The organism is Anoxybacteroides rupiense (genome assembly GCF_014196195.1).
GTDB lineage: Bacteria > Bacillota > Bacilli > Bacillales > Anoxybacillaceae > Anoxybacteroides > Anoxybacteroides rupiense.
Window position 1 is genome coordinate 218,913 of record NZ_JACIDF010000004.1, and the last position, 14,795, is coordinate 233,707.

10 protein-coding genes and 1 riboswitch are annotated in these 14,795 nt (G+C 45.3%); of the genes, 4 read left to right on the plus strand and 6 right to left on the minus strand.

Annotated features, from left to right (window positions below):
• Window positions 1-47: 47 nt before the first annotated feature.
• The 3 genes from GGQ95_RS08905 to GGQ95_RS08915 form a co-directional block, all read right to left on the minus strand.
• Entirely contained in the window at window positions 48-1,700 is a 1,653-nt protein-coding gene (locus GGQ95_RS08905) for a methyl-accepting chemotaxis protein (protein WP_183186636.1), read from the minus strand.
• Window positions 1,701-1,714: 14 nt separating this feature from the next.
• Window positions 1,715-2,692, minus strand: coding sequence for a BMP family lipoprotein (locus GGQ95_RS08910; protein ID WP_044745698.1), 978 nt, complete (start codon window positions 2,690-2,692; stop codon window positions 1,715-1,717).
• A gap of 102 nt (window positions 2,693-2,794) precedes the next feature.
• Entirely contained in the window at window positions 2,795-3,661 is an 867-nt protein-coding gene (locus tag GGQ95_RS08915; RefSeq protein ID WP_156450514.1) for a CvfB family protein, read from the minus strand.
• 84 nt (window positions 3,662-3,745) lie between these two features.
• Between GGQ95_RS08915 and GGQ95_RS08920 the strand changes: the two genes are divergently transcribed.
• From GGQ95_RS08920 to GGQ95_RS08935, 4 genes are all read left to right on the plus strand, one after another.
• Window positions 3,746-4,237: a YajQ family cyclic di-GMP-binding protein gene (locus GGQ95_RS08920; protein ID WP_066148227.1), complete on the plus strand. Its 492-nt coding sequence runs from the start codon at window positions 3,746-3,748 to the stop codon at window positions 4,235-4,237.
• 229 nt (window positions 4,238-4,466) lie between these two features.
• Window positions 4,467-4,570: riboswitch (SAM riboswitch) on the plus strand.
• Window positions 4,571-4,644: 74 nt separating this feature from the next.
• Window positions 4,645-6,498: a bifunctional homocysteine S-methyltransferase/methylenetetrahydrofolate reductase gene (locus GGQ95_RS08925; protein ID WP_183186637.1), complete on the plus strand. Its 1,854-nt coding sequence runs from the start codon at window positions 4,645-4,647 to the stop codon at window positions 6,496-6,498.
• Window positions 6,491-9,898, plus strand: a complete 3,408-nt coding sequence (gene metH / locus GGQ95_RS08930; protein ID WP_183186638.1) for a methionine synthase — start codon at window positions 6,491-6,493, stop codon at window positions 9,896-9,898. The genes GGQ95_RS08925 and metH overlap by 8 nt, the downstream gene beginning before the upstream one ends.
• 230 nt (window positions 9,899-10,128) lie before the next feature.
• The gene (locus tag GGQ95_RS08935) at window positions 10,129-10,992 is read left to right on the plus strand and encodes an SDR family oxidoreductase (protein ID WP_044745694.1); all 864 of its coding nucleotides are present in this window, start codon (window positions 10,129-10,131) and stop codon (window positions 10,990-10,992) included.
• Window positions 10,993-11,238: 246 nt separating this feature from the next.
• Here the strand turns inward: GGQ95_RS08935 and GGQ95_RS08940 are convergent, their stop codons facing one another.
• From GGQ95_RS08940 to GGQ95_RS08950, 3 genes are read right to left on the minus strand one after another with little or no spacing between them, the layout of a single operon-like run.
• Window positions 11,239-11,376, minus strand: coding sequence for a hypothetical protein (locus GGQ95_RS08940; RefSeq protein ID WP_183186639.1), 138 nt, complete (start codon window positions 11,374-11,376; stop codon window positions 11,239-11,241).
• Window positions 11,373-12,401, minus strand: a complete 1,029-nt coding sequence (locus GGQ95_RS08945) for a LacI family DNA-binding transcriptional regulator (protein WP_080860572.1) — start codon at window positions 12,399-12,401, stop codon at window positions 11,373-11,375. The genes GGQ95_RS08940 and GGQ95_RS08945 overlap by 4 nt, the downstream gene beginning before the upstream one ends.
• 24 nt (window positions 12,402-12,425) lie before the next feature.
• Entirely contained in the window at window positions 12,426-14,789 is a 2,364-nt protein-coding gene (locus tag GGQ95_RS08950; protein WP_183186640.1) for a glycoside hydrolase family 31 protein, read from the minus strand.
• Window positions 14,790-14,795 lie beyond the last annotated feature (6 nt).

Sequence of the window (14,795 nt, forward strand, 5' to 3'; positions counted from 1 at the left end):
AGTTCTCCACCTAAAAAAACGTGGAGAACTTTTGTTTGATGATAAATTTACTCCATGCGGAACTTTGTCATCACTGTATGCAATTCATCCGTCAATTGACGCAGCATCGCCACTTTTTCCACCATTTTTTCAAAAGCGACGAGCTGTTCAGACATCGAAGCAGCAATTTCCTCGCTGCCGGCCGCCGATTGCTCAACAACCGCGCTAATGCTTTCCACATTTTGCAGCACGCTCTCTCCCAATTTTTTAGAGGCAGCCACATCTGCTACGAGCTCCTGAATATCAGCCGATATCCCAATCACCTTGCTTTCAATTTCACGAAAAGCTTCTGCTGTTGCTTCCGTTGACCGAGATTGCTGTTCAGCAATTTTCACTCCTTGCGTAACCGCAGATGAAACAGAAGCGACCCCTTGTTTAATGTGAGAAACAGTGGCGAAAATTTGCTTCGTTGCTTGCGCAGACTGCTCGGCAAGCTTGCGCACTTCTTCTGCCACGACCGCAAATCCTCTTCCCGCTTCTCCTGCACGGGCTGCTTCAATGGCCGCATTTAACGCAAGCAAGTTCGTTTGCTCCGCCATTTCCGATACAGCTTTTGCCATTTGTTCAATATCCGCTGCGTGGCTAATAAACTCTTGTGTTTCCCTCTCGATCAGCGCTGTCGCTTCAGCATTATCGCGGATCAATTTCATTTGTTCCCCAATCGCCTTTTGTCCGTTGCGAATCGCTTCTACTGCGACTTCGCTGTACTGAGCCGTTTGTTTCGTCCGTTCAGCGGTTTGTGCAAACGTATCGTCCATTTTTTCGACAAGCAATACCGCTTGCTGCAGTTCTTCGGAAATACTTTGAGCGCCGGCTGATAGCTCATTCGTAGATAAAGCAACCTGTTGGTTAATTTCTGTGAGCATTTTATTTTCTTGTTCAATCTCTTTAGCAAATGTTTCAACACGCCGGCTTGCGGAATCTACAGAATGTAGCAGCCGCTGCAGCTCATGGACCATTTGGCTGAATGAAGTGTTGAGCTCGCCGATTTCATCATGATGTTTATAGGAAACAGGCTCAACAAGCAAATGGCCGCTCGCTATTTCTTTCGCGTTGGCCGCTAGATGCTCAAGAGGTTTAGTAATAGAACGTGTGAGCCGTAAACTGCTTGCGCCAGCCAATCCGAGAAGCACCATACTTCCAATGATTGCCGTCCACACCACAAAGCGGATTTGTGCTTGCATCTCTTGCTGTAATTGTTCATAAAAATCATTTGCAGCCAACTTTAAACCATATATATCATTCATAGCCCCTTCGATTCGCATCGCTTGCCGTCTGGCCTCAGACGCATCAAGAGTGTTCAAAGCTTCAATGGATTGCTCATGTACATTGGAAAATTTGGCCGTTGCTTTTTCCAATAAAGCTCGAAAATGGTTTTGCTTTAACATCTTCTTCAGCTTACGAATGAGCTGCTCTGTTTGCTGAACTTGTTCAATGGCCCCCTGCTTATTTCCTTCTGTCATATTGTAGGCAAAGTTATTTAAGCTTTGCTTCGTTGATTTCATGCTCGCTTCTAGCTCCTGAACAGTCAAAAGCACGGGCACAATATCTTTGTTGGTCGCTTGAATCGACAGCATATTGACAATAATAAATCCCATCATGCCGATCGAAAGCAAAATCGAAATCGTGGCATGAAGCCATAGCTTTTTCCGAACCGTCATCGCTATCCCCTTTTCTATTCCTTCGTTGTTACTTCACCATTTTCAATTTTTTGCTTCCATTGTTCGATCAATTTTTGTTGCGGCTCGCTCCATGCCATCACGCGAATCGGCGCAAGTCCGACGCCATTTTCCTTAAGGCCCAGTTGAACCGTCCCTTGTGGCATTTCGCCTTTTTGCACATATTGCTGTAAAATCGTAAACAGCGCCACATCCACATTTTTCACCATTGATGTGACAACCGCCTTTTCCGCATAAAAATATTGGTCGCTGTCAACGCCAATGGCATACTTTCCTTGCGCCTCCGCTTCCTTTAACGCTCCCACGCCCGTAAATCCAGCGGCCGTATATACGACGTCGCAGCCGCCTTTAAACATTTCTCCCGCAAGCTTGGCGCCAAGCTGATCATTTCCAAAATCCCCGGCATACACCACGCTCACAGAAGCTGAAGGCTTTAAAGCATGAACCCCTTTTTCAAAGCCGTCGGCAAATTTGTGGATAAGCGGTACATCGTCTCCGCCAATAAAGCCAACCTGATTCGTTTTGGTCGCTAACGCCGCGACCACTCCGGCTAAAAAGCTTCCCTCATCTTCCTTAAACGTAATCGAAGTCACGTTTTTCAAATTGGACACAGCATCCACTAGAATAAAAGGCTGCTTTGGATATTGCTTCGCTACTTTTTCCAAATCCTCTTGCACCATGAATCCGAGGCCGATGACGATATCATTTCCCTCTTCGACCAATTCTTTTAGCCCTTGCTCATACGTTTTCGTATCCTGCAATTCGCGATAATCGAACACAATGCCAAGCTCGTTGCGCGCTTTCATCAATCCATTGAAAGCAGAATCACTAAACGATTGATCTCCAAGTCCGACGTCAGACAACATAATACCGACTTTTACTCTTTCTTTTGTTGTGGCCGTTTCCTGCGCTGAACATCCTGAAAAAAGGCACACGACCACCATCATAACAATGATAAGACGTAGTTGCTTCATCGATTTATCCCCTTATGCTGTAATCTATCCACTATTTTTATCGGCGATATAGGAGATCTTTTTAGCCCTGCACAAAAAAAGCGGAGTATTGTACCCCCGCTTCTATTCTTCCTTATGCTTGATATAAGTCCAGCCATTTTCTTGATAAATCCGATCTTCTTTCATAAGCCGTCCCAATGCTCTTTTAAACGCGGCTTTACTCATTTGAAAGCGCGCTTGAATATCCTCTGCATTGCTTTTATCATGATAGGGCATGGCCCCTCCTCTGCTTTCAAGGTAACGATAAATCATTCCTGCATCTTCGTCGATGCTTTCGTGCTTGCGCGGCAGCAGCGACACATTCATTGTACCGTCTTCTTTGACAGCGATGACACGCCCTTCGACCACTTCGCCAAGACGCGGTTCTCTCCTGCGTTGAGATTCGTGGATAAAACCGATATAACCCACATCTGAGATCATAGACGCTCCAGCTTTGATCACACGATATATGCGACCGCGCACATTTTGATTAAAGACGGACTCCGAAGCTTTCGTAGCAAGCTGCCGGATTGTTTCCTCATCCGCCAAGTTAGCCAACAAGCGCCCTTTCCGATCTGTCTTTAACGAACAATATAACTGATCCCCTCGCTGCGGCCATAGTGACAAAAGAGGAGGCAAATCATCGCTAGACACAAGCACATCTTTTGATATGCCAATGTCAACAAAAACACCGAGCTTTGGAACAACATCAACCACCTCCACCCAATGATATGTATCCTTTGTTATTTTGGGTGATTTCATTGTAGCGCTCAACCGTCCTTGATGGTCGTGATATAAAAAGACATGGACCTCTTCTCCGATTGCAAGTGGACGGTCTATCTCCGCTTGATGAAGCAACACTTCTTCCTGACCGCTCGCTAAAAACCAGCCAAACGGAACCTCCCGCTTTACGGTTAATGTTCTTATTTCTCCTGGTATAAGTTGTTTCATGGATGCATCTTCCTTTTTATTGTTTATCATGCTACATTTTACTATAATAAGAACGAAATGACCAAATTTTACTGGAGGTAATATATGTCGAAAGAAAGCTCATTTGATATCGTATCCAAAGTAGATTTATCTGAAGTTACTAACGCCATTCATATCGCCATGAAGGAGATTCAAAACCGCTACGATTTCAAGGGAAGCAAAAGTGACATTTCCTTAGAAAAAGACGAACTGATCCTCGTTTCCGACGATGAATTCAAACTTGAGCAATTGAAAGATGTATTAATCGGCAAACTGATTAAGCGCGGGGTCTCTATCAAAAATATTCAATACGGAAAAATAGAACCAGCCTCAGGAGGAACGGTCCGTCAACGTGCCAGCCTTGTTCAAGGAATTGACAAAGATCATGCGAAAAAAATTAATACGATTATTAAAAACACAGGCTTAAAAGTAAAAAGCCAAGTTCAAGAAGATCAAATCCGCGTCAGCGGCAAAAGCAAAGATGATCTGCAAAAAGTGATCACAGCGATCCGTGAAGCTGATTTGCCGATTGATGTACAATTTGTCAACTATCGATAGGGGTTTGTGCGCTTCGTCTTAACAGCCTAATTCCTCCGAATTAGGCTGTTTTTATAACCAAAATGCGAACTATAGATTTCCTGGCGTAATTCCACAAACTTTGCCTGATCGTCGCCTTTTGAGCGCTGATCCGTTCCATCTAAAAAATAATCAAAATTTGCAGTTGAATATTTTCTAAAAATTATTTAAATTATAAATAACGTATTGATTGAAAATTGCATACTCATTTTTCTTATCAAGAGAGAGGGAGGGACTGGCCCTGTGAACTCTCAGCAACCTGACTGTATGTCAAGGTGCTAATTCCAGACAGGCTTGATGCTTGGAAGATAAGAAGGAGCAACCCAAAGTCTTCTTCTTATTTTTAGAAGGCTTTTTTTATTTTTTAAGAAGACGAAGGAGTGATACGCATGGGATTTTTAGAAGAATTGCAGAAACGAATCATCATCGCCGATGGGGCGATGGGAACTTTATTATACTCCCATGGAATTGACCGATGTTTTGAAGAATTGAATCTCTCCAAACCAGAAGATATTATCCATATTCATGAAGCTTATCTTGACGCTGGCGCAGAAGTCATTCAAACCAATACATATGGCGCAAACTATATGAAGCTAGCACGCTATGGATTGGAGGACGATGTAAAAGAAATCAACCGCGCAGCTGTAAAACTAGCGAAACAAGCGGCCTCAGGCCGTGCCTATGTTCTTGGAACCATCGGCGGTCTTCGCACATTCAAGAAAAGCGCCATCACTCTTGAAGAAGTGAAACGGACGTTTCGGGAGCAGTTGTACGTGCTTTTGCACGAAGAAGTAGATGGAATTCTGCTTGAAACCTATTACGACTTAGAGGAGCTTCAAACGGTGCTCGCCATCGCCCGAAAAGAAACAACATTACCGATTATCACCCATGTGACCCTTCACGGTGTTGGCGTGCTGCAAGACGGGACTCCGCTCAGCGATGCGCTTTCCCAATTGGAACAATTGGGGGCCGATGTAGTTGGATTAAACTGCCATCTTGGTCCGTATCATATGATTCGTTCTCTTGAAGCCGTGCCGCTTCCCAGCACCGCATTCCTTTCCGCTTATCCGAATGCTAGCCTTCCGGATTATCGCGACGGCCGCCTTGTTTATGAAACGAACGCCGAATATTTTAAGGAAACGGCTCTCTCCTTTCGCGAACAAGGCGTCCGCCTGATCGGCGGCTGCTGCGGAACGACTCCTAAACATATTGCGGCGATGGCACAAGCCTTGATTGATCGCACGCCCATTCAAACGAAACAAGTGAAACAGCAGCAAGCAACCATCTCGATTCCATCAACAGAGCCAAAATCTGAACCGCCTTTAGAAGATATCGTAAAAAAACGTCGGTCGGTCCTTGTTGAATTAGATCCGCCGAAAAAGCTGAGCATCGGGAAATTTTTGGAAGGAGCGAAAGCGCTCAAAGAAACGAATATTGATGCCCTAACACTGGCTGATAATTCTTTAGCTACTCCGCGCATCAGCAATGTCGCGCTCGGAACCCTTATTAAGCAACAGCTAGGCATCCGTCCGCTGATCCACATTACATGCCGCGACCGCAATCTGATTGGTCTGCAATCTCATTTAATGGGATTGCATACACTTGGCATTACGGATGTACTTGCTGTCACCGGAGATCCATCCAAAATCGGCGAATTTCCTGGCGCAACATCTGTGTATGATTTATCATCATTTGATTTAATTCAGCTGATTCGCCAATTTAATGAAGGGATTTCCTACTCCGGTCAGCCGCTTGGGCAAAAAACCAACTTCTCTATCGCTGCGGCCTTCAATCCGAATGTCCGTTATTTAGATAAAGCGGTGCAGCGGCTTGAGAAAAAGATTCAGTGCGGCGCCCACTACTTTATTTCGCAGCCGCTCTATTCCGAACAAAAAATCGAAGAGGTATACGAGGCAACGAAACATCTTGAAGCGCCGATTTATATCGGCATTATGCCGCTTACAAGCGCACGTAACGCCGACTTTCTGCATCACGAAGTACCGGGAATCACGTTATCGGACGATATTCGTTCCCGAATGGCGGCTTGCGCCCATGATCCGATTCAATCGTCGAGAGAAGGAATTGCCATCGCCAAATCGCTCATCGATGCGGCTTTTGATTTATTTCGCGGCATTTATTTAATTACGCCGTTTTTGCGCTATGAAATGACAGTCGAGCTCGTCCGCTATATTCAAGAAAAAGAACGTTCGATTTCAGAAAGGAAGGTACTTCATCATGGCTAGCCAACTGTATAATCAGCTGAAAAAGAAAATTTTAGTAATGGATGGAGCAATGGGAACGATGATTCAAAGCGCCGAGCTTACAGCTGCTGATTTTGGCGGCGAATCATACGAAGGATGCAATGAATATTTATCGGTGACCTCCCCTCACGTCATTGCACAGATTCACGAAGCCTATCTTGAAGCGGGAGCCGATATCATTGAAACCAATACGTTCGGTGCTACCAGCATGGTGTTAGACGAATATGGGCTCGGCCATATGGCGCTTGAATTAAATATAGAAGCAGCCAAGCTGGCTAAGCGGGCGGCTGAACTCCATTCCACTTCAAGCTGGCCGCGGTTTGTCGCCGGTTCGATGGGTCCAACAACGAAAACCCTTTCTGTTACCGGGGGGACAACATTTGCCCAACTTGTAGCCGCCTATGAAGAGCAAGCGCGTGGCCTATTAATCGGCGGCGTCGATCTTCTGCTTTTAGAAACGTGTCAAGATACACTTAACGTAAAAGCGGGTTTTATCGGCATTTCACAAGCATTTCAAAAGATAGGAAAAATCGTTCCGCTTATGATATCTGGGACGATTGAACCGATGGGAACGACGCTGGCGGGACAAACGATTGAATCGTTTTTTATTTCCGTCCGCCATATGAAGCCATTTGCCATTGGGCTCAACTGTGCAACTGGGCCGGAGTTTATGACTGATCACTTGCGTTCTCTTTCTCAACTAGCCGATACAGCCGTCAGCTGTTATCCAAACGCCGGGCTCCCGGATGAAGAAGGGCATTATCACGAAACACCGGATATGTTAGCCAAAAAAATCCGCCGCTTTGCTGAGAAAGGCTGGCTCAATATCGTCGGCGGCTGCTGTGGCACAACGCCGTCTCATATTCGCGCTATCGCTGAAGCGGTTCGCGATGTCGCTCCGCGCACGATTCCAACCTCATTCTCCGTTCATGCTGTCTCAGGAATCGAGCCACTTATTTACGATGAAACGATGCGCCCGCTTTTTGTCGGCGAACGAACAAACGTCATCGGCTCTCGTAAATTTAAACGTTTGATTGCGGAAGGAAAATATGAAGAAGCAGCAGAAATTGCTCGAACGCAAGTTAAAAACGGCGCTCATGTCATCGATATCTGCCTTGCAGATCCGGATCGCGACGAAAAGGAAGATATGGAGCAATTTATCCAGCAAGTCGTTCGAAAGGTAAAGGTGCCGCTCGTGATTGATTCAACGGATGAAAAAGTGATTGAGTGCGCCCTTTCCTATTCGCAAGGAAAAGCGATTATTAATTCCATTAACCTCGAAGACGGAGAGGAGCGTTTCGAAAAAATTGTTCCTTTCATTCATCGCTATGGAGCGGCCGTTGTTGTTGGCACGATTGATGAACAAGGAATGGCCATTGCCGCTGAACAAAAGCTTGAAATCGCTTTGCGTTCTTACGATTTGCTTGTCAATAAATACGGCATACCGCCACATGACATTATTTTTGATCCGCTCGTTTTTCCAGTCGGCACCGGCGACGAACAATATATTGGCGCCGCGAAAGAAACGATTGAGGGCATCCGACTCATTAAAGAACAGCTGCCACATTGTCCAACCATACTCGGTATCAGCAATGTCTCATTCGGATTGCCGCCAGTTGGCAGGGAAATTTTAAATTCTGTTTTCTTATATCATTGTACGCAAGCCGGCCTTGATTACGCGATTGTTAATACGGAAAAGCTTGAGCGCTTTGCTTCCATTCCAGCGGAGGAAGTGCAATTGGCTGAGGCGCTCCTCTTTCATACGAATGATGAAACTTTAAACACCTTTATTCAGTTTTACCGGGGCAAAACGAAAGAAACGAAAAAAACGAATACTCATTTATCGCTCGAGGAACGGCTCGCCTCCTATGTCGTCGAAGGAACAAAAGAGGGATTGCTTGAGGATTTAGAGTTGGCCTTGCAAACATATAACAACCCTCTCGATATTATCAATGGTCCGCTTATGACCGGTATGGATGAAGTAGGCCGGCTGTTCAATGACAACCAGCTCATTGTCGCTGAAGTCCTGCAAAGTGCTGAGGTGATGAAAGCAGCGGTCGCCTTTTTGGAGCCTTATATGGAAAAAACCGAAACCAGTCTAAAAGGAAAAGTGATGCTTGCTACCGTCAAAGGGGATGTGCATGACATCGGCAAAAATTTAGTGGACATTATTTTGAGCAACAACGGCTATCACGTGGTGGATCTAGGCATTAAAGTCACTTCCCAGCAGCTGATTGAAGCCATAAAAGCCGAAAAACCCGACATTATTGGCTTGTCGGGGCTGCTCGTCAAATCAGCCCAACAAATGGTGCTAACCGCTCAAGATTTAAAACAAGCCGGCATTTCCTTGCCTATTCTTGTCGGTGGAGCAGCATTATCGCGAAAATTTACCGAAAATAAAATCGCTCCAGAGTACGACGGAATCGTGCTTTATGCAAAAGACGCCATGGACGGTCTCTCCCTTGCCAACCGCCTGCAGCAAAACGAAGTTGAATATAAACGAAAGGAACAAAGCTTTACGGTATCAGCGTCATCATCGCAAACGGCTACCCTTGTTCGGTCCAATGTATCCATCCATGTTCCAGTATATGTTCCGGCAGATCTAGAGCGTCATGTCCTAAAAGATATCCCGCTCGCTCACATTGAGCGGTATATTAACTGGCAAATGCTGCTCGGACATCACCTTGGCTTGAAAGGAAAAGTGAAAAAGTTATTAGCGGAACAAAATGAAAAAGCTGTTTTTCTCAAACAATTGATAGAGGATCTTCTCTCTGCCGCCAAACAGCAACAGTGGTTAAAGCCAGCGGCTGTCTATCAATTTTTTCCCGCTCAAAGCGATGGAAACCGTATTTATATTTACTCGCCGAAAGATGCAAAAACCATGATCGAAACATTCGAGTTTCCACGGCAGCGCCAGTCACCTTATCTTTGTTTGGCTGATTATATCAAGCCGGTGGAAAGCGGGCAGCTTGATTATGTAGGATTATTTGCCGTGACCGCTGGAACAGGCATCCGTGAGCTAGCTCAAGAATGGAAAAAAAGCGGCGAATTTTTAAAAAGCCATGCAATTCAAGCACTGGCGCTTGAAGTAGCAGAAGGGCTGGCTGAACGGATCCATCAAGTCATGCGCGACCGTTGGGGATTTCCAGACGATCCTGATTTCACAATGGAGGAACGGTTCGCCGCCAAATATCAAGGACAACGCTTTTCTTTTGGCTATCCGGCATGCCCAAACCTAGAAGACCAAGAAAAACTGTTCCATCTTTTGCATCCGGAAGAGATCGGGATTGATCTAACGGAGGAATTTATGATGGAACCCGAAGCCTCTGTATCTGCCATCGTTTTTGCTCATCCAGAAGCGAAATACTTTAATGTATTGTAAAAAAGCTGGCGAATGCCAGCTTTTTTGTTTCGTCTGATCGAATGTCACCAGTCACGTCCTTCTTTTATCATCATTTTTTCAGGGATGCCTCACTTCCGGGATAAATGTTGATCCATCAAGCTGTATGTATATAGTAAAATAATGGATAAACGGCTTTCGTGATATTTTCGCTTGATTCTCCCATACTAAACAATGACTGAACATGATGGTATAAGGGAGGAATGATCAAGATGGTCACAAAGCAGCAAATGACCTTGCCGCCACAGCATCAATATCAGCAGCCGGGATTACAATCCGTGATGCAGCCCGAGCCCGTCTCCGAGGATCCTGCCTATCGAGGAAGCGGCAAGCTTCAAGGAAAGATCGCCTTAATTAGCGGCGGAGACAGCGGAATCGGCCGAGCGGTTGCCATTTATTTTGCGAAAGAGGGCGCGGATGTCGCCATTATTTATTTGAATGAACACCAAGATGCAGAAGAAACCAAGCGGCAGGTTGAAGAAGAGGGGCGCCAATGCCTGTTGATTGCCGGAGATGTGGGAGATGAGCATTTTTGTATCGAAGCTGTCAAGCAAGTCATCGCTGCATTTGGAAAGCTAGATATTCTTGTCAATAACGCAGCTGAACAACATCCTCAAGACAGCCTGCTGCACATCACCTCAGAGCAGCTAGAAAAAACGTTTCGCACGAATGTGTTTGGCTACTTTTATTTGGCGAAAGCGGCACTTCCTTATTTAAAAGAAGGCAGCTCCATTATTAACACCTCATCCATTACAGCTTATGAGGGCAACGAGCAGCTGCTCGATTATTCGGCAACAAAAGGAGCGATCGCGACATTTACACGCTCGTTAGCTAAATCTTTGGTACAAAAAGGAATTCGCGTCAACGGTGTCGCCCCCGGACCGATTTGGACGCCCCTCATTCCATCAACCTTTTCCAGCGAGCAAGTAGCTGCATTCGGTTCGAATACGCCGATGAAACGACCTGGACAGCCTGAGGAAGTAGCGCCAAGCTATGTGTTTCTCGCCAGCGATGACGCCTCCTATATAACAGGGCAAATGATTCATGTGAATGGCGGAAAAATCGTGAACGGGTAAATGTAATGAAATTGAACATTTATTGTTAATTTTATTTACAGTAAACTTGATTTATCATGTATGATCCAATTATGATTATTACGTACAGTGTTTGCTGTCAGCCTTTTGCACAAACCAAAAGGTGACCCCTCTCTTCCCTTTGATAGACTTGCAACGATATGTTGCAAGTTTTTTGTTTATATACGAATCATCCATTCTTCTTATGAGCAAAAAAGCGCCTGAATTTTGTCCGCTCGCAAGCCTCTCTTATTCGATTTTCGTCTTCGCTTGACTGCGTTCCTTGTCGGCCGAGCGCAAGCCAGCCTGGTGCGGAAACAAAGAATGCTTGACAATGATGGCCGACAAAGCCGAAATGGACTTTGTCGGCCATCTAACTTTTTTCATTTCATTTGATCGTCATCGCAGGAAAATCGTTTCATAAGCTGGTGCGGAATAATAATTCGCTTGACCGGCTCATTTGGATTCGCAATTTTTTCGATCAAACTTTTCGCTGCTTCATATCCAAGCTGAAAAATATGAATATCGACTGATGTTAATGGAGGACGTGAGAGCTCCGCTAACAGCGTATTATTAAAGCTGACAATGGATATATCCTCAGGAACGCGAACGTTCATCTCGTCCAACGTATTCAAAACCCCAAGCGCCATCAAATCATCCGCCACCACTAACGCTGTCGGCGGTTCACGTAACGACAGCAGCTCTTTCATCGCTTCTTGTCCGCCTTCTTTTAAAAATTCTTCATGCATAATATACTCTTGGCGGTACGGCAGCCCGGCTTCTTTAAGCGCCGCTTCATATCCTAGCAGCCGATCGACTGTCACTAAATAGCTGATATTGCCGCCGACAAATGCTATTCGCTTATGCCCAAGCTCAACTAAATATTGAGTCGCTTCTTTTGCCGCGCGATAGTTATCATTATCGACATGAGTAATTTGTTCTGCCATCTGGTGAGGCTTTCCAATGACAACAAATGGGAAGCGGTTCTTCTGCAAATATTTCATCAGTTTATCATTCGTTCTAGAGTAAAGCAAAATAACACCGTCAACCCGCCGCCCCTGCAGCATTTCGATCACACCTTCATAAATCTCGCTTTCCTTTTCGCCTGTCGACATTTGCAAAGCATATTTTTTCTCATGTGCTGCTTTGCTAATTCCGCGAATCACCTCAGGAAAAAACGGATTTTGCAGCGCTTGGTCAGTTGAGCTCGGCATCACGATTCCAATCACCTGCGACGATTGATTCGCCAGGCTCCGGGCAATAAAATTGGGATGATAGCCAAGCTCTTTCATCGCTTCTCGCACTTTTCTCTTTGTTTTTTCACTAATGCGCGGACTATCTGCAATGACTCTTGAAACAGTGGAGGGAGCCACATTCGCTCGTTTTGCAACATCTTTAATGGTGACGTTCATTTCACATCCCTCCTTCTCCATCCCTCAATTGTGGTCGATCCATAAGATGTTCTGCTTATCATCCCATCTACCATGTTGCTCGTTTCCATCGACGATCACAGTCGTCTGTGCCGTTCCTCCATGAATCGCAAATGACAGCTTCCAGTCTGGCCGGTACTCCCCTTCCGTTTTCGTGTCAATCCGAACAATATTCTCATCATACCTTATATCCAAATGCAAACGGAAATAAATTCCTTTCTCATAAGCAAACGTTTGTCCATCATCATCATATATCGTATATGCGGTTTTTCCATCACACTTTTTATATAAGCGCACGATGCGCTGTTCATCCGGCATATCAGTAGAACGTCTTGCATTGGCAAGCGCAATGGCTGAGCCTTGCTTCACAAAAATTGGGAGCTTGTCTAATTCCGCATGAACCAGATGGTATTGACCTCCCTCCCAAACGGTATCTGTCCAATAATCGATCCACTTCCCTCTCGGCAAATATACGGCTCGATAAGCGGTGTTAGGCGTCATAATCGGAGCAACCAACACATTGTCACCAAGCAAAAATTCATCATAAAGATTATACGTATGAGGATCATCCGGATACTCAAAAAGCAAAGGTCGCATGACAGGAGCACCTGTCTCATGAGCTTCTGCAAAAAGCGTGTATAAATACGGCAACCATTCGTAGCGCATCTGGATATATTGTTTGATAATTCGCTCATACTTTTCAGCAAACGCCCACGGTTCTTGCCGGCGGAATCCGATCGCACAATGATTGCGAAAATATGGAGTAAACGCCCCCACCTGCGTCCAACGTGCTAAAAGCTCCCCGTTCGTATCGTGAGCAAACCCGCCAACATCCGCTCCGCAAAACGCTACGCCTGATAATCCTAAATTCATGCACATTGGCAACGACATTTGCAAATGCTCCCAAAAGCTGCGATTATCTCCCGTCCATACAGCTGCATAGCGTTGGATACCTGAGAAACCGGCACGCGTTAACAAGAACGGACGCTTTCCGTTCAACAGCTTTTTCATGCCAGTGTATGTCGCTTCTCCCATCATCAATCCGTAAAGGTTATGAAGTTCACGATGCGTTTTCGGATTTCCATCGTTATCATGCATCACAGTAATATCCATCGTTTTTGTTTCATTAAACACAGACGGTTCGTTCATATCGTTCCAAATACCTTCGATGCCTAAATCAGCATAAAACCGATGCTTGTCGCCCCACCAGCTTCTCGCTTGTTCATTTGTGAAATCCGGAAACGCGCTTTTTCCTGGCCAGACCTCCCCAATGAAAAGATTTCCCTCCATGTATTTGCAAAAATAATCGTCCCTTACTCCTTCTTGATAAATGGCGTATTCAGGATCCACCTTTACCCCAGGATCTACAATCGGAACAACACGAACCCCTTCCTGTTTCAAATCGGCAATCAGCTGCTTCGGATTCGGAAAGCGGTTTCTATCAAATGTAAACACACGATAGCCATCCATATAATGGATATCTAAATACACCGCATCAAGCGGAATATCTTTTTCTATAAACGTCTGCACCAGTTCTCTTACTTCCTGCTCCGTTTCATAGCTATAGCGCGATTGATGATAGCCGAGCGCCCATTTAGGAGGAATCGGCATTTTTCCTGTCAGATTCGTATATTGCTTCAATACATCGCGCGGAGTCGGACCGGCAAATACATAATAATCAATCGGTCCGCCCTCCGCCGCGAAGCAATATTCATCTTCGAACGTTTGAAAATCAAATATGGTCCGATACGTATTGTCAAAAAACAAACCGTGTGCCCATCCATTCCGCAACGTCATAAAATACGGATGAGACTGATAAAGAGGGTCCGTTTCCGGATTATGCGGCGCATACACATCTGTATTCCACATGGTCCATTTTTCACCGCGCTTATTCAGAAATCCGGTTTTTTCACCGAGCCCATAAAAATGGTCGGCCTGATCCATTCCTTTATAACAGTAAACATCACCTTCATAAGTGAAGGCCATCCCTCTCGCTTCCTCCCCTACAAGCAAACGGCCCGCTTGATCATAAATCTGCACACGAAAGGGCCGTTTTTTCACTACCACTTTCATTTGTGGTGAAGCCAGCTCTACCTGTTCCTCTGTTTCATGCACATCCACTTTTACCTTTTTTGGCTGCATGACGACGGCACGGCTTGTTTTCATGCTCGTTTCGCCAAAAGGATTAAAAGCGACGCGGACGATAGGATGATCATAAAACTGAACGTTCACTACACCTGCATCACATCGGAAGAAAAGCACTTCATCTTTACAGGAAAAAGCCAGCATGTTTCCGATATCGATTACATTCCGTTTACGCCGCTTTCCCTCGCGATCCGGCAAAATAGCAAAGCTTGTATCTTCCAGCATCTTTTC